Source organism: Limosilactobacillus urinaemulieris (assembly GCF_932750685.1).
Classification (GTDB): domain Bacteria; phylum Bacillota; class Bacilli; order Lactobacillales; family Lactobacillaceae; genus Limosilactobacillus; species Limosilactobacillus urinaemulieris.
The window spans coordinates 236,004-259,757 of the sequence record NZ_CAKOBX010000002.1 but is presented as its reverse complement, the minus strand read 5'-3'; the positions used below and the strand labels follow the sequence as shown (position 1 = coordinate 259,757).

The 23,754-nt window shown below is 41.0% G+C and carries 18 protein-coding genes, 2 pseudogenes and 1 other annotated feature; of the genes and pseudogenes, 16 read left to right on the top strand and 4 right to left on the bottom strand.

Annotated elements, in window-relative coordinates; translation table 11 throughout:
* Positions 1–196 precede the first annotated feature (196 nt).
* From MR181_RS02640 to MR181_RS02575, 14 genes and pseudogenes are all read left to right on the top strand, one after another.
* Complete coding sequence (locus tag MR181_RS02640; protein WP_242334496.1) at positions 197–1,540, top strand: TrkH family potassium uptake protein; 1,344 nt, start codon at positions 197–199, stop codon at positions 1,538–1,540.
* A complete protein-coding gene (locus MR181_RS02635) occupies positions 1,533–2,201 on the top strand; it encodes a potassium channel family protein (RefSeq protein ID WP_102168213.1) in 669 nt (222 codons plus the stop codon). Before MR181_RS02640 ends, MR181_RS02635 begins: the two co-directional genes overlap by 8 nt.
* An 18-nt stretch (positions 2,202–2,219) precedes the next feature.
* Positions 2,220–2,813 (top strand): class I SAM-dependent methyltransferase, encoded by a 594-nt coding sequence (locus MR181_RS02630; RefSeq protein WP_242334493.1) that lies wholly within the window; start codon positions 2,220–2,222, stop codon positions 2,811–2,813.
* Positions 2,814–2,877: 64 nt separating this feature from the next.
* Positions 2,878–3,027: pseudogene (locus MR181_RS02625) on the top strand (transposase); the annotation flags it as partial.
* Positions 3,028–3,193: 166 nt separating this feature from the next.
* Positions 3,194–3,435, top strand: a binding site (T-box leader).
* Between the two features lie 155 nt (positions 3,436–3,590).
* Positions 3,591–5,222, top strand: a complete 1,632-nt coding sequence (locus MR181_RS02620; RefSeq protein WP_242334490.1) for a peptide ABC transporter substrate-binding protein — start codon at positions 3,591–3,593, stop codon at positions 5,220–5,222.
* Between the two features lie 82 nt (positions 5,223–5,304).
* Positions 5,305–6,237, top strand: coding sequence for an ABC transporter permease (locus tag MR181_RS02615; RefSeq protein WP_242334487.1), 933 nt, complete (start codon positions 5,305–5,307; stop codon positions 6,235–6,237).
* 1 nt (position 6,238) lies between these two features.
* The gene (locus MR181_RS02610; protein WP_242334484.1) at positions 6,239–7,189 is read left to right on the top strand and encodes an ABC transporter permease; all 951 of its coding nucleotides are present in this window, start codon (positions 6,239–6,241) and stop codon (positions 7,187–7,189) included.
* Positions 7,190–8,248, top strand: a complete 1,059-nt coding sequence (locus MR181_RS02605) for an ABC transporter ATP-binding protein (protein WP_242334481.1) — start codon at positions 7,190–7,192, stop codon at positions 8,246–8,248. It begins immediately after the preceding gene.
* On the top strand, positions 8,241–9,119 hold the full coding sequence (locus MR181_RS02600) for an ABC transporter ATP-binding protein (protein WP_102168207.1): 879 nt from the start codon (positions 8,241–8,243) through the stop codon (positions 9,117–9,119). Before MR181_RS02605 ends, MR181_RS02600 begins: the two co-directional genes overlap by 8 nt.
* 30 nt (positions 9,120–9,149) lie before the next feature.
* Complete coding sequence (locus MR181_RS02595; RefSeq protein ID WP_242334478.1) at positions 9,150–10,334, top strand: metal-dependent hydrolase family protein; 1,185 nt, start codon at positions 9,150–9,152, stop codon at positions 10,332–10,334.
* 14 nt (positions 10,335–10,348) lie between these two features.
* A complete protein-coding gene (locus tag MR181_RS02590) occupies positions 10,349–12,247 on the top strand; it encodes an alpha/beta hydrolase family protein (RefSeq protein ID WP_242334475.1) in 1,899 nt (632 codons plus the stop codon).
* Between the two features lie 13 nt (positions 12,248–12,260).
* A complete protein-coding gene (locus tag MR181_RS02585; protein WP_242334472.1) occupies positions 12,261–13,466 on the top strand; it encodes a metal-dependent hydrolase family protein in 1,206 nt (401 codons plus the stop codon).
* A 13-nt stretch (positions 13,467–13,479) separates the two neighbouring features.
* On the top strand, positions 13,480–14,829 hold the full coding sequence (locus tag MR181_RS02580; protein WP_242334469.1) for a M20/M25/M40 family metallo-hydrolase: 1,350 nt from the start codon (positions 13,480–13,482) through the stop codon (positions 14,827–14,829).
* A 198-nt stretch (positions 14,830–15,027) separates the two neighbouring features.
* The gene (locus MR181_RS02575) at positions 15,028–15,252 is read left to right on the top strand and encodes a hypothetical protein (RefSeq protein WP_242334466.1); all 225 of its coding nucleotides are present in this window, start codon (positions 15,028–15,030) and stop codon (positions 15,250–15,252) included.
* Here MR181_RS02575 and MR181_RS02570 read toward each other — a convergent pair.
* Both MR181_RS02570 and MR181_RS02565 read right to left on the bottom strand, forming a co-directional pair.
* A pseudogene (locus MR181_RS02570) lies at positions 15,190–15,964 on the bottom strand (IS5 family transposase). The gene MR181_RS02575 and the pseudogene MR181_RS02570 overlap by 63 nt on opposite strands.
* A gap of 121 nt (positions 15,965–16,085) precedes the next feature.
* The gene (locus MR181_RS02565; RefSeq protein WP_191911640.1) at positions 16,086–17,114 is read right to left on the bottom strand and encodes a YeiH family protein; all 1,029 of its coding nucleotides are present in this window, start codon (positions 17,112–17,114) and stop codon (positions 16,086–16,088) included.
* Positions 17,115–17,283: 169 nt separating this feature from the next.
* Between MR181_RS02565 and MR181_RS02560 the strand changes: the two genes are divergently transcribed.
* Positions 17,284–17,994 carry an alpha/beta hydrolase gene (locus tag MR181_RS02560; RefSeq protein WP_242334463.1) on the top strand — a complete coding sequence of 237 codons (711 nt, stop codon included), beginning with the start codon at positions 17,284–17,286 and terminating at the stop codon, positions 17,992–17,994.
* On the opposite strand, the gene abc-f is transcribed toward MR181_RS02560, so the two are convergent.
* Together abc-f and MR181_RS02550 are read right to left on the bottom strand one after the other, a co-directional pair.
* Positions 17,991–19,481 (bottom strand): ribosomal protection-like ABC-F family protein, encoded by a 1,491-nt coding sequence (abc-f, locus tag MR181_RS02555; protein WP_242334461.1) that lies wholly within the window; start codon positions 19,479–19,481, stop codon positions 17,991–17,993. The genes MR181_RS02560 and abc-f overlap by 4 nt on opposite strands.
* 503 nt (positions 19,482–19,984) lie before the next feature.
* Positions 19,985–20,929 carry a Dyp-type peroxidase gene (locus MR181_RS02550; protein WP_242334458.1) on the bottom strand — a complete coding sequence of 315 codons (945 nt, stop codon included), beginning with the start codon at positions 20,927–20,929 and terminating at the stop codon, positions 19,985–19,987.
* A 351-nt stretch (positions 20,930–21,280) separates the two neighbouring features.
* Between MR181_RS02550 and MR181_RS02545 the strand changes: the two genes are divergently transcribed.
* Positions 21,281–23,695 (top strand): hypothetical protein, encoded by a 2,415-nt coding sequence (locus MR181_RS02545; protein WP_242334456.1) that lies wholly within the window; start codon positions 21,281–21,283, stop codon positions 23,693–23,695.
* Positions 23,696–23,754: the final 59 nt, after the last annotated feature.

Sequence of the window (23,754 nt, the reverse complement as noted above, 5' to 3'; positions counted from 1 at the left end):
AATTGAAAAGATAACGGGACAAAATTTATATTTTATGGTATAACTAGTTATGGATTATTTTATCCAATTAATTACTTTGAATCACAAAAAGGGCGACGGTATTATACCGTTGCCTTTTTTGTCGGAAATTGTTAATGTGATCAGTAGTTAATGTTAAGATAGAAAGCATACTAGGTGAATTAGGCGGTGGTCGTTAATGATCGAGATTTTTAATCATAAATATTCCTTTCCCAAGATACTAACTTGGGGCTTTTTAGCGATCATTTTTCTCGGGACGCTTTTATTATCATTGCCGATTGCAACGCGTTCTGGGCATAGTGATGATATTATGACCGCTTTTTTTACTTCCACTAGTGCGACCTGTGTTACTGGACTAACGTTGGTACCGACAGCAACTTACTGGTCTTTCTTTGGCCAAGTGGTGATTGCAATCCTAATGGAAGTTGGTGGATTAGGTTTTATGACCTTTGCGGTAATGATGTCCTTACTAATTCACCAACGAATGCGGATGTCGACACGATTATTAACCCAAGAGGCCCTTAACCTTGATCACCTTTCTCAGTTAAATGTGGTTAACTTGATTATTCGCCTGTCGATTATTATCCAACTTGCAGGAATGGGATTACTTTTTATTGACTTTTATCCTCGCTACGGGTTGAAAAAGGGACTGTGGTTTAGCGCTTTTCATTCGATCTCAGCGTTTTGCAATGCCGGATTTGATTTGACCGGGAACAGCCTTGAAGATTACGCAAAGGATCCTTATATGTTAACGATAATGGCGGTGTTAATCATTACCGGTTCCTTTGGCTTTTTGGTTTGGCAGGATCTGCTCCAATTTCCTAAACGTCACCACTTGTCGCTCCATACGCATTTAGTCCTCCGTACTGGAGCAGTCATCTTTGTTATTTCAGCGCTGGTTTACTTTTTGACTGAACATAATTTAAGTCAATTTAGTAGGGAGCTAACCTACCCGCAGCGACTGTTTAACACGATTTTCATGGCCATTACTCCCCGGACAGCAGGACTCGTTACTGTTCCGTATACAAAATTGAGTGCTGCCGGAATCAGTACAACAATTATTCTAATGTTTATTGGTGGTGCACCGGGATCGACCGCTGGGGGGATTAAAACCACAACAATTGGGTTATTAACGCTCCAAAGTATTGCAACCTTACGTGGACGACGGGATACGGTTTTTGCCCATCGCCGGTTTACGGATGAGAATGTCTTTCGGGCATTGACACTGCTGTTTGTTGCGTTTGCGATTCTGATGATTTCAATTTTGATATTAGTCGAAACTCAAGCACTCCCGCGACATGATTCTCTAACATACGTTACTTTTGAGGCTACAGCAGCCTTTGGAACAACGGGAATTTCTCTTGGAATTACACCAAGTCTAAACTTTATTGGTAAATTAATTATTATGTTTTTGATGTTTATTGGCCGGGTTGGGATCTATACGGTCATGTATTCAATTCTCAATGCTCAGCCAAAACAACGGGAATACCGGTATCCAAAGGAAGGTGTCTTAATTGGTTAAACGAGAAAGCTATGCTGTCATTGGTTTAGGACAATTTGGTTCATCTATTTGTGATGCGCTTGTTCAAGCGGGGCAAGAGGTCCTTGCGATTGATAGTAATGAAGAGGTAATTAATGAATACGCCGACTCTGTTATGCGAGCGGTAATTGCTGATGCTCAGGATGAGGACGCCCTCCGTGATCTTGATATTGGAAGCTTCGATCATGTTTATGTTTCTATCGGAAAAAATGTTGAGGCTAGCATTATGGTGACGTTAATTGCTAAAGAGTTAGGGGCAAAAGATGTCATCTGTCGGGCGGAGAACGCTAACCATGCTCGAGTTCTTGAGAAAATCGGGGCCGATCAGGTTGTGCGGCCAGAACATGATTTAGCAAAGCGGCTTGTCTTTCAACAGTTGAATCCAGGGGTAATTGATTACGTCCAACTCAGTAAGAAAGTAACGTTAGCTGAGGTTAATATTAATAACCCAAAGTTCTTTGGCAAGACTTTAGACGAGCTTGATTTTCGGAATCGGTTTAACGTTAACGTCATTATTATCGTAAATGCTGATGATGAGGTTAACCAGATGCCGCAAGCTAGTGATGTGATTAAGCCACATGATAAAATTACAGTAGTGGGCGACTTAAAAGACATTAAGAAGCTTAATAGTATTGTTGCTTGACCGAAAAGAGGGTAAATCATGAAGGTATTATTAGTGATTATTATTATCTTAATCTTGTTAGTGGTAGGAATTTATTGCAATACACTATTTCGGGGGCGAAATTTAATTTGGGGACAAATTCTTCGGGAACTAAAGATGCCTGAGAATGCTCAGGTTGCAATTTTAGGGCTAAACTATGCTGGACTATTTATCGACGTAGCAAAGCGATTGAAGGCCCCAGGGAAGGTAACCGGAGTCAACATTGGTAATGAAAATGTGACAAAGCAGGAAAGTGAGCGAATTAAGGAAAATCGGGTTGCTGATCGGGCAAAACTGGTTGATGGTAGCTTACTGAACCTTCCGTTAGAGAGTCGGCACTATGACTATGTCCTTTCAACATTTACTTTCCATAGTGTTTCTCCCGCGATTAACCGGGGACGGGCAATTCAGGAAGCCGTTCGGGTAATGAAGCCTAATGGCACCCTAATCATTGTTGATTTTGGTAACCTTCAACAATATCGCCCACTTCTTAACAACCTTGGTTTTCAAGACGTAAGAGTAGTTCCAACCGGTATCAATGGTTGGTGGGGCGGTCCATGGTTAAAGACCAGCGTCCTAACGGCAAGAAGATAAAGAGAAAGCCTTTAGAAACTGTTTGAGGTCTTTGAAAGACCTCAAACAGTTTCTTATGAACGGTCAAGTAACGCCACAGCGCTGGGTCGTGGAACGTAGTTTCAGTTGGTTAACCAACTGGCGACGGCTTTGGTTCAATTGCGAACGCAAGTTAAATACCAGTAAAGTCATGGTTGCTATGGCCTTTATAGGGATCCTGCTTGCTCGTCAATAGAGACCTCAAACAGCTTCTAAAAAGTTATTTTTTGTGAATCTGATGAGACTTATTATAATCATTAATAAATCGCTTTCACGAAAAAATATTAAAAAATAATGTTAAAAAAGCGTTGACAAATGAGAATGTTATCAGTAATGTCTAATGTATCAATTAATTGAACAAAGGAAATGCTTTGAGAGGAACAGTAAGAATTTACGAAGTGCGTAGAGAGCTCTCATGAATGGTGAAAGAGAGACACGGGGTAATTTCTTAAAATCATCCTTGAGCATAGTAACTTGAACTAATAGTAAAGTTACCAAGAATGCACCCTTTATCGTGCCAGCGTATGAATGCGTACGTCAGAGGTTTAGTCAGTGATGACTAAATGAAATTAGGTGGTAACACGGTAAACGGATCGTCCTAAGCAGCATAAGTTGTAGCGCTGCTTAGGACTTTTTTTGTTCAATTAAAGCAAGCTTTCTAAATGGGGGGGAGAAGAACATGGAATCCGACATTTATTAGTAAGATTAAAATTAGATTAAAGAGAGATTATATTATAAGCTTTACGGGAGAAATTTATTATGAGAATGAACAAGAAGGTATTAACTTTAGCCGGGGTTGTGGCTTTAACAGCAATGTCCTTAGCAGCCTGTGGTAATAACGATAAAAATAAAGCAAGTGGTGATTTAAACGTTACTTTAAAAGCAAATCCAGTTACGCTAGATCCTGCTAAAACAATTGAAACACCAAGTTCATCGATGCAAATACAGTCATTTGAAGGGCTTTTAAAGTATGACAAAAACAATAAGGTGGTTCTTGGTGAAGCTGCTAGTCAACCAAAAGTTACGAATGATGGTAAGACATGGACCTTCACTTTAAAGAAGGGGCTGAAATGGAGTAACGGTGATCCTGTTACTGCTCAAGATTATGTAGCCTCGATGCGACACTGGGCAGATCCAAAAACTAAGTCACAAGCTGCCGATCGCGTTGCTGATCTAGAAAACTATGAACAAGTTTCTAAAGGTCAATCCCCAACATCAGCACTTGGCGTTAAAGCGCTCGGAAAAGATAAGGTGCAATTTACATTTAGTAAAAAGTTACCAACGGTTAATGTTCGGAACAACTTTGCTTCTAACTTAAAGCCAGTTAACCACAAGGTCCTGGCAAAAGAAGGAAGTAAGTATGGTTCAACTTCCGATAAGGCCGTTTATAACGGACCATACAAGGTTGTAAACTGGACCGGTGGTAGTGATGATAACTGGAGCTACGTAAAGAACAATCAATACTATGGTAAAAAGAATGTTCATATGAACAAGGTTAATGTTCAGGTCACCAAAGATAACAACACCGCTCAAAACTTGTTTAATTCTGGTAAAGTTCAAGAAACATCAGTTACTTCTGATTACGTTAAGGGTAATAAAAATAACAAAGAACTACACACTAGTTTAATGGCAACCCAATATTACCTCTACTTCAATGGTAAGAATGACTTAACAAAGAATGAAAACTTCCGTCAGGCCGTTAACTACGCCTTTGATAACAATCAATTAGCGAAGAAGGTTCTCCAAGATGGCTCTGTTGGTGCTACTGGTTGGGTACCAAAAGGTGATATGAAGAATCCAAAGAATGGTCAAGACTTTGCTGAAGAAGCTGGCCATCTGCAAAAGCAAAATAAGAATAAGGCTCAAGATTACTGGAAAGCCACCCAAAAGGATCTTGGTAAGAAGAACATGACATTAAATCTATTGGCAGATAACACCGATGATCAAAAGCAAGTGGCTGAATATCTTCAATCCACATTACAAAAGCAATTTAAGGGACTCAAGGTTGAAATTACAACATTACCACACGCACAACACGTTAGTCGTGATTTTGCTGGTAAGTTTGAACTGAACCTAACAGATTGGAATTCTGATGTTCCTGATGCTTCTGATTTCCTTTCTCTTTTGAAGACCGGCAACAAGGTTAACTTTACTAACAACACTGATCAGAAACTTGATGACTTACTGAACCAAGCCAACGATGGTACAAAGTCTGCTAGTGAACGTTACAAGCTTCTTCAAGAAGCAAATAAGCAAGTTCACACTAATGCTGATGGTGTTCCTCTGTACACCGCTGCTCAAGCACACTTAGTTTCTAAACATGTTACTGGTTTGAACTACGGTCCATTTAATACCGTTGCTCAATACCAATACGCTCAATGGAAGAAGTAAAATTAATATCCGAAGCTTAAATAAAGAAGGTCTGCTTGCTCCTCTGTTAGACCTTCTTTATTTATAAGAACAGGAGGATTTTATGAGAAAGTATATTATTAAACGGTTACTAATGATGGTGCTAACTCTATTCATTGTTGCCACCTTAACATTCTTTTTAATGAAGATGATTCCGGGATCGCCTCTTGGGAACACAATGAAGCTCTCAAAGGCTCAACAGTTAGCCGTTGAAAAACAATATGGATTAAATAAGCCGGTTTGGCAACAATACCTTTCTTACATGACAGGGGTTCTCCACGGTAATTTTGGAATGTCCTACCAATATAATAGTACGACGGTCGCTTCCTTAATTGGTCACCGGGTAGGACCATCCATCCTCATTAGTTTTCAAGCCTTGGTATTAGGGGTTGTTGTTGGGATCCTTTTGGGATGTGTTGGTGCCTTAAAAAAGGGGACGTGGGCTGATGCTACCAGTAGTACACTAGCGGTTATCGGTATTTCATTCCCCAGCTTTATTCTGGCAATCTTACTTCAGTACTATCTTGGTTTTAAATTAGGATGGTTCCCAGTAGCCAGTTGGGACGGTTTCCCATCAACCATCTTACCAACAATCGCATTGTCGGCTGTACCAATGGCCCAAGTTTCACGATTTGTCCGGACAGAAATGGTGGAAGTCTTAAATTCTGACTATATCTTGTTGGCAAAAGCAAAAGGATTATCGGTCCCACAGATTGTTTTCCGCCATGCATTAAAGAATAGTATTATTCCTGCTTTAACATTAATTGGCCCATTAGCAGTTACCCTTATTACTGGTTCAATGGTGGTTGAAAATATCTTCTCGGTTCCAGGAATCGGTGAGTTATTTATTAACTCAGTTTTGGCTAATGATTATCCAGTAATCATGGGCTTAACAATGTTTTACTGCCTATTACTATGTGGCATTTTGTTGCTGACCGATGTTATGTATGGATTAGTTGATCCACGAATTCTTTCAAAGGAAAAGGGGGAACATTAAGATGGAGATACCTAAAAAATCTACTTCGAAAAATGAAGAATTTCAGTTTGTCAATCTCGATGAAGTGACTGCCGCTCAAAGTGGAGTTGCCCCAAAGTCCTTATCCTTTCATGAGAAAGCTTGGCATCAGTTAAAGCATAATCATGCTGCGATGGTTTCCTTAATTTTTTTGCTCTTTATTACGGTTGTATCAGTGGCTTCCCTATTTTGGATGCCCCATGATCCTAATGCACAAAATGTTAGCTTATCAAACTTGAAGCCGTTCACTAATGGTAGTTATCCACTAGGGACCGATGGACTAGGGCGCGATATGTTTTCACGACTCCTTTATGGCACGCGAATTTCATTAATGATTGCATTATTTGCCACCCTTGTTGATATTTTAATTGGTGTTCCATACGGTCTCGTTTCCGGATGGTGTGGCGATCGTGTTGACAATATTTTACAACGGATCATTGAAATCATTAGTTCAATTCCAGAATTAGTATTAATCATGCTTTTACTGATCATCTTAAAGCCAGGAATGGTTTCCATCATTCTAGCAATTGCACTTAGTTCATGGGTTTTGATGGCACGATTAGTGCGTGCCTCAGCGATGCAAATCAAGAGTGCTGATTTTGTTCTCGCTGCTCAAGCAATGGGGGAAAGTCCCATGCAAATCGCATTTCGTCACATTTTACCGAATACCATGGGTGTGATTATTACACGGACAATGTTTACAATTCCGGCAGCAATTTTCCTGGAAGCGTTACTTTCCTTTATCGGAATCGGTGTTAAAGCGCCCAATGCTTCATTAGGGACATTGTTAAATACTGGTGAAAAAGGGTTCCAATTCTATCAATACCAATTATGGGAACCGGTCCTCGTCCTATCTTTAATGATGATTGCCTTCAACTTACTTGGTGATGGATTACGGGACGCATTTGATCCTAATACGAGGGGGGAGAAATAAATGGCAGAAGACGTACTGACAATTAAAAATCTTTCGGTTGATTTTAAGACCCTTGAAGGGACCGTCCACGCAATTCGCAATGTAACATTGAAACTACACCCCGGTGAAGTTCTCGCATTAGTTGGTGAATCTGGTTCCGGTAAATCTGTAACCACCAAAACTGTCATGCAACTCTTACCTAAGAATGCAGAAGTGGTCAGCGGTAGTGTTGAATATGAGGGTCGTGACTTATTAAAGCTGCCTGAAAAGGAATTACAAAAACTGCGGGGAAATGATCTTGCAGAAATTTTCCAAGATCCGATGACTGCTCTTGATCCAACTATGCGGGTTGGTAAACAAATCATGGAAAACCTATTGCAACACCAGGACATTAATAAGGAAGATGCAAAGAAAAAAGCGTTAGCAATTATGGAAAAGGTGGGAATCGTCAATGCTAAAGAACGGTTTAAAAACTTTCCATACCAGTTTTCTGGTGGGATGCGGCAACGAATTGTAATTGCCATGGCTTTGATTTGTAATCCCAAAATTTTAATCGCAGATGAACCAACAACTGCGCTTGACGTTACCATTCAATCACAAATTTTAAAGCTTATTAAACAGCTGAAGGACGAGTTAGGGACAGCGGTAATTTTCATTACTCATGACTTAGGCGTAGTTGCTGGGGTAGCTGATCGGGTTGCAGTAATGTATGCTGGACGAATTCTTGAATTCGGGTCAGTTAATGATATTTTTTACTATCCCCAACATCCATATACAGTTGGCCTACTAAAATCGACACCAACGATGGAGATGGATGGTGGTGATCTCGAATCGATCCCAGGAACACCACCAAACTTAATTAATCCACCAGCTGGTGACCCATTTGTTTATCGTAATCGGTATGCTCTAAAGATTGATTTTAAGAAATTACCACCATTCTTTAAGGTCAGTGATACTCATTACGCAGCAACTTGGCTGTTGGACAAACAAGCACCAAAAGTTCATTTAAAGGATAAGCTTGATCAACGTCGTCAACATTATGCAAAACTCGTTGAAAAGGAGGCCCATCAATATGACTGAAAACCTAGTAGAAGTTCACCATTTAAAGAAATATTTCCACCAAGGACGTCCTGATGAAGTCCATGCGATTGATGATGTCTCCTTTAATATTCAACGTGGTGAAGTCTTTGGCCTAGTAGGTGAATCCGGTTCAGGTAAGACAACAACCGGGCGGTGCATTTTAAATCTATATCAGCCAACTTCTGGTGACATTATTTATGACGGTGAGGATGTCACTAAACTAAAGGGACATCAAAAATTGAAGGAGTTTCATCAAAAAACCTCAATGATTTTTCAAGACCCATACTCGTCTTTGGATCCCCGGATGTCAGTTCGTGACATTATCGCTGAAGGACTTAAAATTCACCAAAAGATTACCAATCGTGAAGAATTTGATGAAAAAGTCGCGGAGACCATGAAATTGGTTGGGCTAACACCAGACCTTATGAATAGGTATCCATATGAATTTTCAGGTGGTCAAAGACAACGGATCGGAATCGCCAGATCACTTGCGGTTGAACCAGAATTTGTTGTTGCTGACGAACCATTATCAGCTTTGGATGTTTCCATTCAGGCACAAATTGTTCAACTCATGGAACACCTCAAGGAGGTTAGAAATTTAACTTACCTTTTTATTGCTCATGATATTTCGATGGTTAAATATATTTCTGACCGTATTGGGGTTATGTATCATGGCAAGCTTTTGGAATTAGGAACAGCAGATGAAATTGTTAATCACCCACTCCACCCATATACACAGAGTTTATTATCCGCGGTCCCAGTTCCAGATCCTACTTATGAACGAGTACGAAAACAATTTACTTATGATGAAGAACCAGCAAATGTACCTTTACGCGAAGTCAAGTCAGGTCATTATGTTGCGTTGGCTTAAGAAATAAATTAAAGAGGGAGAGTGTTTATTATGGCAGTTCAATATAAAAATGCTCAAGTTTTTAATGGCCATGAATTTGTCAAAACAGATTTTACCGTTGAAGATGGCTATTTTAAAAACGTTGGTAAGAATAGTAACACTGATCAAAGCGTAGATTTAACAGGAAGGTTTGTGACCCCCGGCCTAATTAATGCTCATACTCATATGACAATTCCAGCTGATCCTTTTTATTGGACTAGTCGACCACAAAATACAGTTTCTAAAACAGTCTTAGCAATGCAAAATCTAAAAGAGGCGTTATCAGTTGGTGTAACCTACGTTCGTGATGTTGGCTCAACTGATAATGTTGACCTGACATTAATGAAACTCAACCTTCCTGATTTACCAGGAATTGTTGGTAGTGGTCGGGCCTTATCAATGACTGGTGGTCATGGTTCCAACAAGAGTGGTAATCCCGATGATGGAACTTTAGAGGTTGATGGTGTTGATGGTGTTCGCCAAGGTGCCCGGACGGTTTTAAAAGAGGGAGCGCGGAATGTTAAGTTAATGGCTACAGGTGGCGTGTCCTCTCCAGGAGAAACACCCTTTGATGTTCAATTATCAGAAGAAGAAATGCATGCTGCCGTCGTTGAAGCCCACCATAAAGGATTCCCAACCGCTGCCCATGCTCAAGGAACTGAAGGAATTAAGAATGCCGTTCGTGCCGGAATTGATTCGGTTGAACATGCTATTTTTATGGATGACGAAGCTGTTGAGTTAATGAAAGAGCACGGGACTTTTGTTGTCCCAACATTGGTCGCTCCACGGGCAATTTATGAAAATCCTGACCACCTTCCAGATTTTATGGTAAAGAAAGCGCGCCAAGTTGCAAAAGCTCATCTTACAAGCATCCGTAAGATTGTTAAGGCGGGTATTCCCGTTGCAATGGGAACGGATGCCGGAACTCCATATAACACCTTCGGTCATTGGGTCGTTAATGAATTAAAAATGTATTTAGATGCGGGAATGACTCCGGAGCAGGTATTAAATTCTGCGACAACCGTGGCTGCTAAATTGCTACGGGTGGATGATTATGTCGGGAAAGTTGACAATGAATTTGAAGCAAACTTTGTTGTCCTTGATAAGAATCCATTCGATGATTTTTCAGCATTTGAACAAGCGGTTGCCGTTTATCGGAAGGGACGGCGAGTTGTTAACCGGTTGGATGTTAAATAAGGAGGATGATAATCATGAATGGTTTAAATGTTAATGACCTCGTTAATTTAACGAATACCGGTGCTTTGAAAACCCATTTGAGCGCTCGGGCATGGTTAACTGCCTGCGCCAACGCTGATGATCTTGAACATTATCGTTGGCAACTATGGTTTCAACCTCTTGACCAAACACCTGTAATGGTTGTTGAGACTAATAACCAACCTGGCTTTACCTTTAATGGTGACCACCAATTAGTTTACACGACGGTTAATACACAAACGAAGCACACGCGTCTTCATTTTTATGATGTAAAAAATTATGAAACAAGTAAGACGGTTTTATTAAAAGACCACCAATTAAAGGTTTTGGAGAAACTTGCCGGTGGACAATTTTTGCTCGGTGGCAGAACACAACGACCAGATAAAGAACCGAATAAGCCTTGGCATGAACTTAAAGAGGTTCCCTATTGGTCAAATGAAGAGGGCCTGGTTGACCAAACAAGACGCCACCTGTGGGTGTTTAATTCGGCAACCGAACAATTAAATGATTTGCTACCTCAGGACTTTGATTGTTCGAATTATTGGTACCAAGATGGTCAACTCTTTTTATGTGGGGTAAGTTACAAAAATTCACGACCATTTAAGGATGGACTGTATAAATATGATTTTGTCAATCAAGAATTACAGGAATTAGTTCGTCCTAATCAATATCGAGTAGATACTATTGCTCTCTTAAAGGATCAATTATTTGTTCTAGCAAGTAACTGTAAGATCTATGGGATGGGTGAGAACCCTAATTTCTACCGTTATTCTGGTCACACCCTGCATTTAGTAGCTAAATGGGACCACAATGTTGGCAATATTGTGGTTAATGATATGACCGTTGTTGGTGGTCACAGTAGCACTGTTAGTGATGGCAAGTTGTACTTTGTTTCAACCGTTATTGACCATACTGAGGTATATTCATTTGATGGTCAACATATTAATTTAACCTTTAAGTGGCCTGGTGCAGTTAACTCACTAGCTTCAGAAAATCAGCGACTTGTCTTCACTGCAACGACGGCTGATCAACCGCAACAGGTTTATCAATATGATGGTAGTGATTTGGGACAAGTAACGAAATATAATCGCTTCTTGCAAAAGCGGTCAGTGGCGACAATGCACGAATTTGAATATTATGATTCCACTAATCGTCAATGTCATGGATGGGTACTGTATCCGGTTAATTATCAATCTGGTAAGAAATATCCGGCAGTTCTTGAGGTCCATGGTGGTCCACGAGCAACTTATGGCACCAGTTTTTTCCATGAAATGCAAGTTCTTGCTAATGCCGGTTACTTTGTATTATTTACTAATTTACATGGTTCGGAAGGACAAGGAGATGAATATGCAGATCTGCGTGGTCGCTATGGACAAGTTGACTACGCAGATTTGATGGCATTTACAGATGCCGTTCTAAAACAGTATGTAGATATCGACCCGACCAAGGTTGGTATTACTGGTGGTAGCTATGGTGGTTACATGACTAATTGGGTAATTGGTCATACTAATCGTTTCAAAGCAGCGGTTAGTCAACGGAGTATTGCAACATGGGTTTCGATGATGATTTCCGACATTGGACCAGAATTTGTTACCGACCAGTTAGCAGCCAGTCTCGATCAAGAAAATGGTATGCAGACTTATTGGCAACATTCACCGTTATCCTATGTCCACAATGTCCAAACACCGACTCTTTTTCTTCATTCTGACCATGATTTCCGCTGTCCAATTCCTGAAGGTTACCAAATGTTTCAATCGATGAAACTTCAAGGAGTGCCAACCAAACTAGTTGTCTTCCATGGCGCTAATCATGATTTGTCAAGGGATGGTCGTCCTGACCAACGGATGAAACGTTTGACTGAAATGGTAGCCTGGTTTAATAAGTATCTAAAGTAAGGAGAGACTAACAATGACAACAACATTATTTCATAACTGTAATTTATTCACTGGAACTAAAAATGAAGTAACTCCTGATGCCTGGTTTACGGTTGATGATGATACCGGTCGATTAACTGCATTAGGGACAGGTAATCAGCATGGCGAAGCAGATCATGTTGTGGATCTTCAAGGTCAGTATGTAATGCCAGGATTGGTTGACGCCCATACTCATATGATGATGGATGCTTTAACCAACAAGCTGTATTACCTTACGGAAACTGAAGTCACCTTGCAAGCATTAGAGAACCTCCGGTCAGCATTACGAGCTGGTGTTACCTACGTTCGTGATTGTGGCGCCGCTTTTGATGTTGATATTAAACTTAACAAGTATCGTGCTAAACACCCGTTTGTTGGACCGGAAATTTTACCCTCTGGTCGACCAATGTCGATGACTGGTGGACATGGTGATTTTACAGAAGGTGAGCATGGTGAAACTACTTGGGGATACCTCGTTGATTCTCCAGAAGAAATGCGTCATGCAGTTCGGTTAGCTTTCAAGGAAGGCGCCAAAAATATTAAAGTAATGTCAACTGGTGGAATTATGTCAGCAACTGACCAGGTTGATGATACCGAATTAAGTCTGGAAGAATTAACAATGGCGGTTAAAGAAGCGCACTCTAAACACATGACGGTTGCCGCCCATGCTGAAGGAGCAAAGGGTATTCATAATGCAATTGTTGCCGGGGTTGATTCAGTTGAACATGGCTGTTACTTACGACCAGAAGATGTTGAATTAATGAAAGAAAAGGGAACTTACTTGACCCCAACGTTAATTGCTGGTTACACAATTCCTAAATTTGGTCAAGGCAAGCTCCCTCAATATATGTTAGATAAAGCGGAAGCTTTCTTAGATGACTTTTTTGAAAATGTTGGTCGCGCACTTCAGGCGGGTGTTAACCTTGCCTTTGGAACTGATTCGGGGACGCCCTTTAATGAATTTGAAGATGCACCGTTGGAACTCGGTTTGATGGTCAAGGCTGGGGCAACGAATTATCAAGCACTACATGCTGCTGGATTAGGCTCTGCAACTTTATTGCGGGTTGATAAGGATTATGGAAGTTTGGAAGAGGGCAAATTTGCCGATTTCCTTGTTTTGAAGGAGAACCCATTAGCTGATGTTAGTGCTGTTCAACAGGTTGATAAAAAGGTTTATCAGCATGGTCAGCAAAAATTCTAGGAGGTGAAAACCAATGGAACTAAACCGTAATAAGGTTGAGGAATATGCCCTTGACCACTGGCATGATTTTAAAGAATACCTAGAACATCCAAGTATTTCTGCACAAAACAAGGGGATTAATGAAGCTAGTGATTGGTTAGTGCAAACCTTTAAAGATTTAGGAGCTAAAACCGCAACTAAATGGGATGACCAGGGTGGCAACCCGGTTGTTTTTGCCGAATTTAATGGCCATAGTAATTATACCGTTCTCTTTTATAATCATTATGATGTTCAACCACCTGAACCATTAGACGAATGGAAATCGGCACCCTTTAAGCCCACCGAAAAGAACGGAAAATTGGTAGCTCGTGGTGTTTGTGATGATAAAGGTGAATTAATGGCTCGCCTTGGTGTTGTTAAATACTTTAATGAGCATGGTGGTTTACCCGTAAATCTTAAGTTTTTCGTTGAAGGGGAGGAAGAAACTGGCAGTCAGCATGTTGCACTATATGTCAATGCTCACCAAGATGAATTAAAAGCAGATGCTTGTATTTGGGAAGGCGGTGGCAAAAACTCGGTAGACCATTTTGAAGTCGTTGCAGGTGTCAGGGGCATTGTCAGTTTTGATATTAAAGTTAAAACGGCGAACGCTGATATTCACTCATCATTGGCAAGTTATGTCCCTAATGCTGCTTGGCGATTGTTAGAGGGCTTAGGTTCTCTCCGCGATCCTCACACGGGGAGAATCACCGTGAATAATTTTTATAGTGATATTGAACCTTTAACAACTGACGAAAAGGCTGCCGTTGATGAAATGGATTTTGACGAAGATAATGTTAAAGAAACCTATGGACTAAAGCGACCACTGGTTACAAATCCCCCCCGTGAGGAGTTGGTTAACGGAACGACCCTGACAATTAATGGCCTTTCTGCTGGTTATGAAGGCGCTGGGGTTAAAACAATTGTTCCAAAGGAAGCAAGTGCCAAACTGGATTGTCGATTAGCACCTAACCAAGAACCCAAGAAGGTAATGGAATTGCTTAAAGAGCAGTTAAGAGTAAATGGCTATGATGATTTTGAAGTACACCTTAATGTCGCGGAAGATGCTTGGCGGACACCAATGAAGGAGCCGTTCGTCCAACAAGCACTCAAAACTGCTCGGGTTGTATATGGTCCGATGACAAAGTTTGTCCCGAATACAGCAGGAGGCGGACCGGCTCAACCATTTGGAGAAACACTTAATCTGCCAGTAGTAATGGTTGGTGTTCATTACGCGAAGAGTGGTCCGCATGCTCCTAATGAACACATTCGCCTCAGTGATTACGCAGAAGGAAGTTATTATTTAGCCACTTTCCTCAATCAACTCGGTGAAAGTCACCAATAATATAAATTCAATCATTCATAATATTTAGCCTCTCAGGTTCAAAACAGCTGAACTTGAGAGGCTTTATTTTAAGTTATTTGTAAGGTTAATTCATTTTGGCTAGACATTGAGACCAATTTGTGAAAAATTGAAAAATGCTATTAAATAGCGGGAAATTAACATGTATGTATAACACGTTAACTAATAGGAGATAATCTTATGTCGAATACTCAAACGACAGGAAATGGTATTGATGCCAAGCGGATCCATATCATCCATAATGATGAAGAATCAAATATGTCAATTAAGGATATTTTTGATCCCTTAGAATATCCACAATTAATTGCTGTTACGGGACACGTTAGAAGCTGTTTGAGGTCTCTATTGACGAGCAAGCAGGATCCCTATAAAGGCCATAGCAACCATGACTTTACTGGTATTTAACTTGCGTTCGCAATTGAACCAAAGCCGTCGCCAGTTGGTTAACCAATTGAAACTACGTTCCACGACCCAGCGCTGTGGCGTTACTTGACCGTTCTTCAGCTCACTTTGTTTGGCGATAATGACATCTGCACCAATGATTGCATGGACCGACTGGGCGAAGTTATCGCCTGTATAGCTACCATCGGCCATCGCTCGCTGAACAAGATCAAACTGCTCTTCATTTAACGCGAGTAAAGCGATCGCACCGTCCCGTTCGGAGACATTAGCTGTGGTAATGTGGATCGCGAATGGGAGACCATTAATATCAACGGCAAGGTGACGTTTAATCCCACTGATTTTCTTGCCGCCATCATACCCTTTATTTTGGGGTGTTGCCGTATTTTTGACGCTTTGCGCATCAAGGATTACGAACGACGTTCGTACCGATCGTCCCATTCGTAATCGCTCTCGAGCGACAATTTTTTTAAAAGCAGGTCAATCAGGGAATATTCCGAATTAGCTAATGGTTTTGACTACATGGCAAAGTAAGTGTAAACGGTTTGCCATTTCGGAAAATCATGCGGCAACTGACGCCATTGAGCGCCCGTACGAAGCTCGTAAAGCACTGCATTGAAGACATCAAATGAGGACATGTACGCTTGCGAAACGTCTCAAGGTCAACGTGAATCAATTCAAATTGGTCACGAGTGATATTGCTTGGATAATCAGTCATAATGAAGTCCTTTTTTCACATATTTTACCGGAAATTCAAGCGTCTTTCAAAGACCTCAAACAGTTTCTTAGTATTCGGCTAATACCGAGTGCTAAAGGCTTTATAAGTTTAAAGTAATCTTTTAGAAGAAGAGCCGACTCATAATGATCATAAAGATCAGTAGGCAGGTTGAACTGATGACAGCAGCGCCAAAGACAGCACCGCCGCGTTTGAAGATAACGCGGAAATTAACTGAGATTCCAAGAGCTGCCATTGCCATTCCTAAAAAGATGTAAGCTGCTTGAACAAGACCATCAAGGAGTCCAGCAGGAAGTGGCAGAAATGTGCCAAGAATACTGGTAAGGATGAAACCACCCAGGAACCACGGAATCGGTAATTTCTTTGGAGCTTGTTCGTGTTCTTCAATGCTTTCACGGATGAGCCGTCGTTGGTACCAGTAACCGACAATTAAAGCTACTGGTGCAAGGAGAAGAACCCGAGAAAGCTTCATGATTAACGCATTATCTAGGCTGGCTTCACCAAAGGCCCCTCCAGCAGCGACTGCGTGAGCAATTTCATGAAGCGATCCGCCGGCAACAATTCCGAATTGGGGATCAGTTAAGCCAAGGATTGGTTTAAGACCAATTTCAATCAGGGTGAAGACGGTTCCCATAACACAAACAACCGCTACCGCAAGGACCTCATTTTCTCGTTTCCGTTCTTCATCGGTAGTTTCGATTTGTGGTGAAACTCCCATAACGGCAGCGGCACCACAAATTCCGCAACCACAAGCTGATAGGATTGCTAACTCATCTTCAGCACCGAATTTACGACTGAGCCAGTAAGTTAAACAAATCGTTCCGGTAACTCCGACCATCGCAACTAAGATCGTTTTTACTCCAGCTTGAGCCAGTGATTCGAGATTTAACCGAAAACCAAGAAGGATAATCCCGAGGCGTAAAAACTTGTTCGAAATGAAGCCCATTCCAGATTTTGCATCAGTCTGCAATTTACTTGGTGTCAGCTGCATTGCAATTCCAAGAAGCAACGCAATTACTAAGGCTCCAATTAGGTTAACGTATGGTAGTTTTGCTAGAAGAACTCCCGCAACTGCGCAGATGAAGGTCATTACAGCTGCTAGCCAGAAGCTCTTTGTTTTAATAATTGACATTATTTAATAATTCCCCTCTCTTTAATCCTGTATAACTTTAGCAGATCCATGGGTATAAACAAGGGGATTTGTTAAGAAAGTTAAATGTAAACGGTTGCCTCAGTCATTCTGCTTGAAGTCGTCTTCAAAAAGCATGAAAATAAAGGTGTCAGAAAATGGAGGGATATTAATGGATATTCAAAATGTTTCACTATTTCAGTCTTTTTCTTCGTTAGATATTTATCATAGTAATAGTGATAAGCCACTACCAGGAATCGTAATTATCCCCGGAGGCAGTTACAATGAGATTATGGAGCGTGATTCTGAACGAGTGGCAATTACCTTTGCTAGTCATGCTTTTCAGGCATTTGTGGTTCGTTATCCGGTAGTTGAACACAAGGATTACCAAGCAGCCAAATCAGCAGTTGCTCAGGCATTTGACCATATTGTTGCCCATGCTGACGAATTAAACGTTGATCCCAACCGCTTAGGAATTATCGGCTTTTCTGCTGGCGGACAATTAGCGGCTGCGTACAGTAATATTGCCCACACGAAGGCAAAGTTCATTGGTCTTGGTTATCCGGTAATTAAACCGACAATTGATGATCGAATGGGTGTAGTAACTGAGGATGTTACTCAACTTGTTAACGATCATACTCCAGCAACATTCATTTGGGGCTCGTTTAATGACCAAGTAACACCATTCAATGATCATATTTTGCCATACGTTCAAACATTAAGAGCCCATGATGTTTCCGTCGAACTTCATGAATTTAGCACTGGTAACCACGGACTAGCACTTGCCAATAAGTATACGGGAATCGTTAATAATGACCGGACAGATGAACACATGAGCGAATGGTTTAACCTCTTTCTTAACTGGCTGAAAACATCGAATTAGGATAGATCTCTATTCAATTGAATAATCTTTGAACTTACCTGCTCAATAAAGTGGTGATCGTGTTCCACAAAGAGGAGTGGCGGTTGATATGCTTGAATTAAGTCAATTAGCTGTTCCTGGTTATACGTGTCAAGGTAATTTAACGGTTCATCCCAGATATAGAGGTGGGCGGGAGTAGCTAGTGATCGTGCAAGTTCAACCTTCTTTTGCTGCCCCATGCTCATCGTTTCGATTCGGTTATCGAAGACTGAACGGGGAACCCCTAATTTCCGAAGAATATTGAGGAACGTTTCTGGTTCTAGTCGGTTTGCTTTTGCAAATTCAGTTAGACTTCCTGAATTATCTGAATAGTCTTGACGAACCGTACTAACTGTAATGTTGCTAGCAAGCTCAATTGTGCCGTTAATATTCCTGGGAAATTGCTGACAGATTGCCTGGATTAAGCTAGACTTTCCAGTACCATTCCTGCCGCTGAGAGCAACCTGCTCATTTTGCTTAACGGTAAAATTCAGCGGGGTAAAGAGTTGCCGGTCAGGGAATGAGAGCGTCACGTCCTTAACCGTTAATAAAGTTTGGTGATGATCTTGCTGAAGATTAAGTGAGAGTGGTGTGATGGAATCGATGTTGTTAAGTAATCCTTGCTTATCATCAATTGCTTGCTCGATTCGGTTATTAATGGTCACTGATTTCTTCATCATTTTTGCGGCCTTAGCGCCAAGAAATCCCTTATCAGCGTGAGAATTATTCTTTTTCTTACCTTCAGCTCGCTTGGCCCATTGCTGACGTTGCTGTTGACTTTGTTTAAGCCTTTTAATATCAGTTTTTAATTGCTGATTAGTCGTGACTGCTTCTTGGTCACGACGCTTTTTTTGTTTAAAGTAGGTTGAATAGTTTCCGCGCTCTAAAACTAGTTGGGATTTTTCGATTACTAAGGTATGGTCAATAATTTGATCAAGAAATTCTCGATCGTGACTGGTAATGATGAAACCAGTATTTTTTTGGCGGAGATAGTTAGCAACTTGTTTACGGCCAACTTGATCAAGATGATTTGTTGGTTCATCGAGAAGAAGATAATCGTAATCACTGGCAAAGAGAGCTGCTAACTGAAGTTTTGTCCGTTCACCGCCGCTTAACATTGAGTAAGGCTGCCACAAAATTTCAGGATTAGTTGCCATCAAATTTAGTTCTCGCTCTAATTGCCAAGGCTCAAGAAACGAGTTTGGAACTGCTTCAATCACCGCGTCTCCAGCAAGAGAAGCCGGATCCTTAATAGTTAGCGGGAAATATTGGGGCTTTAGATTAGTAATGATTGAACCCTGATAGTTGACAAGACCACGGAGAATCTTCATTAAGGTGGTTTTCCCGCGACCGTTTCGACCAAGCAAACCTAATTTCCAATCACCATCAAGGTCTAAATTACAGTGATCGAAAAGGAGAGTTTGTCCTGGATAAGCAAATGAGAGGTTTCTGATTGTTAAGTTTTCCATTAAACTTGTCACGTCCTTTCGGGGACGCAAAAAAGGCCTACCACACGGGCAGACCTTTAAAATGGTATTCTCCTACCATTTAAATTTTATGATCTTCACATTGAAATAATAATTCTACCCGTGAGCAACCGTTCTGCGTCATAGATCCAGAGTAGTTGCAATAAATTGTGTAGAATTAAAACTTCAATGGATGATCCCTCCTTAAAATTATTAATCAGAGCATATCAATTTTAGGAGGGGTTGTCAACTGATGATTTTGCTGCGATGGAGTGGAAATGTGTTCGCCCTAACCTTCCTCGAGCTAACGACCTCCACCTCCGACGACAAGACGTCGTTCGGTGGAGAAATCGTTAGCCACCGGAAGGTTTTAACGGGCTCACACTCTAATTAAAATCTGTTCGCCGTGACCGCAACTTCCGCCTAGCTATCCCGTCCTTGATTGCAAGCCAATCATCGTCCGGGATTTTCTAGTGCTCAGTTGCTAATTCGTCACGGCACACACTCTAATTTAATTCCCCATCCGCGATTTTGTCTAATAGGGGACGGGAAGGGATAAAGAAGAGCTGACCGGAGAGAATATCGGAGAATGAAAGGAGATAATCATTCTTCTTGAGCATGTTTTCAAGCATTGTCTTAGTAACTTTCCAGTAACGGGAATAACCAATGAAGTAAGTTCCTGTATTTCCGGCAACAGGATCGGAATATGGAACGTTCATCCGGACGATTTTTTGTTCTACACCGTTAATTGTCGCTTGTGAGGCAACGTTATGGGCATTGGCAAACTTTTCTTGATCTTCAAGTTCAAGGTCGCTAAACTTCTTTCGACCAACAGCCTTTTCTTGATCTTCAGTAGTTAATTGATTCCAGATGTCCATGTGGTGACGCCATTTTTGAGCAAAAGCATATGAGCCGTTTTCAAAGAATGGGTCTTCGTCGCCAATGATTGCGTAATGGGCAGCGTCTTCAACTTGTGGGACCTCAGTACCATCAATAAAGCCGATAATTGCCCGTCCCTCAAAGTAGCGGAACCCCTTTGTTTCGTCGACAACGGTAGTAAAGTCCTTCAAGAAAAGACGACACTGACGAAGAAGCTCGTATACAACAGCCTCATCATTTGCCCGAATATGAAGGAAGAGATCCCCCTTAGTGGCTGGCATTGTGTATTTTTCACCGGAAAGGGTTTGGTATGGTTCAAGTTCCTTTGGCTTTGGAGCATTTGGAAAGAGGTAATCCCAAGCATCACTGCTAAAGCCTAATGAGGTTTTTAGATTACCGCCATTATCGCGGATTCGTAGTGATCTGATAATTGCCTGATAACGATCCACAAATTCTTGAATTGCCTCTTGTTCCTTTGCTTGATCTTTGCGGTTGAGTTCAAGAACCGTAAACTGAACGTGCTCTCCTGCGTCTTTCCAGACATCTTGAGCTTTACTTGGATTCATGACCATTTAAATTACTCCCTTCACAAAAGACCGATTAAATACTATTAATTTCACTTTTATTGTATCATTTAATCTTCGCGGGAACCTGGTAGAGGTATAATAAAGTTAAATAATAATAAATTTATTATATGGGGATAAGTATATGATAATAATTGCATTTACGTTAAAATAGATATACGATTTATTTTGAGAGTTTAAATAAGAAATTTGAAAATTTGTTTATCAAGCGAATGTTATTACAACCTTATTAGCATAACTTTTCACAAGATGATCTTGCTAGCAGGGGAGAGTAACGACTGAGAATAGAAGATGAATTATACTGTTACGATCAATAATCGGGGAATAATTTTATAATTAGTGGTTGTAACAGGCTGGTCAATAAGGCAAAGTGACGGTGAGACAATGAATATTAATGAGCAAAATCAACCAATAGATCCAAGTCAACTGACTGCTGCTAATGAATACTTTGATGAAGGTGAGCAGGGACACTATGGATCCGTTGTTTTACATAGTTTAGATCGAGCATTAAAGCAAGAAAAATTACGGTCAATCCCATACACCCAGAACGAGGATGGCTCATTTAAGAAGATTCATATCCCCGTCGAAGGTGGCTATGCTTCGGTATTGAACGATGGTAACGTTGTAACAACGTTTGATCCGGCAACTTTAGATGATCCTACTAAGGATACCGATATCTATTACATTGTTTACTACAGTTTAGTTGGACAAAAAACGGCTAACCTTTCTAACCAGCCACAAAGTATTGAGCTGGATAACTTTTATAGTGTTAGTACGTCAGGGGATGAAATGTGGCCCGCTACATTTGGTCCCATTACGCTAACTAATAATTTAAACCAGATTTTTGGTAAGAATACCTCTATTTGGGTTGAAGGAAACTACATTGATACTGGGCGAAATTCTATTAAGATGGCTGCTCAAAAGATGGACGAAAATGGTGATCCGGTTCCAGATACCAATATTGGGACGTACACGTTAACCTCTAAGGGTGCTCACCGGGGGGCTGAGGTTAGTTTTGAATTAACCGACAGTACTTATAATGGTCCAGTTGCTCCGGCTTACGTAATCTTATCAGACAGTAATTTTGAATATATTGGTTTTGTTCGGTTCCAACCACAAATTATTCGTGGTGAGGTTTCTAACCCATCAACTGTTGGGTGGCAAGGTAAGGAACAACATGCCAAAATTTCAATTAAAAATAATCTGCCAGTGATTACCCAAAACGATAATCCATCAACTGATCTGTTCTATCAACGGACTAATCCTGAAAAGAAGATTGAAGAGAAAAAGCCATCAAATATTGATGTAAGGGACATTAAGTTCTGGGTTAATGGAAGTGCAACCGGCGCCCAATCACTTGATGCAATCTTGAACGATGAAAAGATTGGTGTTTACCGAATTGATCGGGGAAAGAATGAAATTATTTACCAGCCAAGCGGCACGTTTGTTGGTCGTCCGCAACCAATAGAATTTATTGCTTATGGTTCAGATGGACATAGTTATCTTGGTAATTTCAGTCAGACTGTTTTAGGAATTCAGTTGCAAAATACTCATGATATCCAAGGGGTTACCCAGACTTCACAGATTACAATCATTTCTAGTCCTAATGTACCAGGGAAGCCGCTTGATCCTAATTGGCCAATTGACTTTATTAGTAATGGTCAAGCAAGTAAGCAGCTGAGTGCAACCAAGAATGGTCAGACTGTCGGTCTCTACCAAATTGACCCTAATACAGGAACGGTATCATTTGCGCCAGATAAAAACTTTATTGGTCAACCAGATAAAGTAACTATTCGGGTAACTTCTGCTAGTGGTGAGCAGACCAATCTCCAGTACCAACCAACAGTTGATGCTGTTCGGCCGAGTGCGCGGATTGCGCCAACAATTGGTGAACAAGGTCAGAGTCAAACTTCTAAGGTTCGGATTACTAGTGGTAGTGATCAAGTGATGGCACGGATTGATGCTAACCACCCGGCACGATTTATCATTAATGGTCAGGTAAGTAATGCTGAAAAGATTTCCATCTCGGGAATTGGTAGTTATATTTTGGAACCAAGTACCGGATTAGTGACCTTCTCGCCTGATTTTGAATACTTTGGTAAACCAAAGGGCATTAATATTCAAGTGACCGATGACAACAATACACCTGCAATTGCTACTTATAATGTTACTGTTTTGCGTCATCAGGCTGCACAACAACCATCACCAGTTGCTAATAGTAGCGACCAAGGGGTAATTGAAGAATCGCCTGCTGGGGAAACAGTTATTCAACAACCGGCTAGTCAACAGCAATCACCGGTTCAACAACCGCAATCGCAGCCACAACAGACTGCACCTCAACAAAAAGTTGTTGTTCATCAGCAAACACAGCCAACTACTCCACAGTCACAGGAAGTAGTAGTTCAGTTAGCACCGCAGGGACAATCAACGGCACCACAGCAACAACCACAATCAGTTGTTCAGCAGCCGCAGTCTACTGATAATCCACAGGAAGTTGTGGTTCAAGAACCAGCTTCACAAGTTACTGTTCAACCGCAACAGCCGGTTCAGCAACAATCACAACCGGTTCAACAACAAACTCAGCCACAGCCAGCTCCACAGCCAGCGCCGGCACCACAACAACCAGTTCAGAATGTTGCTGAGGAAGTTCCTAGTGATGATGCTACCGAGTTGCCAATGCTAGATAATACCAATGCTTGGTACATGATGGCAATTGCTCTTCTTGGCGCATTGTCTGAAGAACAGGAACAATAAATTAAAAAAAGATCATTAACGATTGAAATTTCATCGTTAATGATCTTTTTGCTATTTCA

What these genes read in the sequence shown, in the direction of transcription:
- MR181_RS02640 (WP_242334496.1), top strand. Translation starts at nt 197, where the DNA reads ATGATCGAGATTTTTAATCATAAATATTCCTTTCCCAAGATACTAACT.
- MR181_RS02630 (WP_242334493.1), top strand. Translation starts at nt 2,220, where the DNA reads ATGAAGGTATTATTAGTGATTATTATTATCTTAATCTTGTTAGTGGTA.
- MR181_RS02620 (WP_242334490.1), top strand. Translation starts at nt 3,591, where the DNA reads ATGAGAATGAACAAGAAGGTATTAACTTTAGCCGGGGTTGTGGCTTTA.
- MR181_RS02615 (WP_242334487.1), top strand. Translation starts at nt 5,305, where the DNA reads ATGAGAAAGTATATTATTAAACGGTTACTAATGATGGTGCTAACTCTA.
- MR181_RS02610 (WP_242334484.1), top strand. Translation starts at nt 6,239, where the DNA reads ATGGAGATACCTAAAAAATCTACTTCGAAAAATGAAGAATTTCAGTTT.
- MR181_RS02605 (WP_242334481.1), top strand. Translation starts at nt 7,190, where the DNA reads ATGGCAGAAGACGTACTGACAATTAAAAATCTTTCGGTTGATTTTAAG.
- MR181_RS02600 (WP_102168207.1), top strand. Translation starts at nt 8,241, where the DNA reads ATGACTGAAAACCTAGTAGAAGTTCACCATTTAAAGAAATATTTCCAC.
- MR181_RS02595 (WP_242334478.1), top strand. Translation starts at nt 9,150, where the DNA reads ATGGCAGTTCAATATAAAAATGCTCAAGTTTTTAATGGCCATGAATTT.
- MR181_RS02590 (WP_242334475.1), top strand. Translation starts at nt 10,349, where the DNA reads ATGAATGGTTTAAATGTTAATGACCTCGTTAATTTAACGAATACCGGT.
- MR181_RS02585 (WP_242334472.1), top strand. Translation starts at nt 12,261, where the DNA reads ATGACAACAACATTATTTCATAACTGTAATTTATTCACTGGAACTAAA.
- MR181_RS02580 (WP_242334469.1), top strand. Translation starts at nt 13,480, where the DNA reads ATGGAACTAAACCGTAATAAGGTTGAGGAATATGCCCTTGACCACTGG.
- MR181_RS02575 (WP_242334466.1), top strand. Translation starts at nt 15,028, where the DNA reads ATGTCGAATACTCAAACGACAGGAAATGGTATTGATGCCAAGCGGATC.
- MR181_RS02565 (WP_191911640.1), bottom strand. Translation starts at nt 17,114, where the DNA reads ATGTCAATTATTAAAACAAAGAGCTTCTGGCTAGCAGCTGTAATGACC.
- MR181_RS02560 (WP_242334463.1), top strand. Translation starts at nt 17,284, where the DNA reads ATGGATATTCAAAATGTTTCACTATTTCAGTCTTTTTCTTCGTTAGAT.
- abc-f (WP_242334461.1), bottom strand. Translation starts at nt 19,481, where the DNA reads ATGGAAAACTTAACAATCAGAAACCTCTCATTTGCTTATCCAGGACAA.
- MR181_RS02550 (WP_242334458.1), bottom strand. Translation starts at nt 20,929, where the DNA reads ATGGTCATGAATCCAAGTAAAGCTCAAGATGTCTGGAAAGACGCAGGA.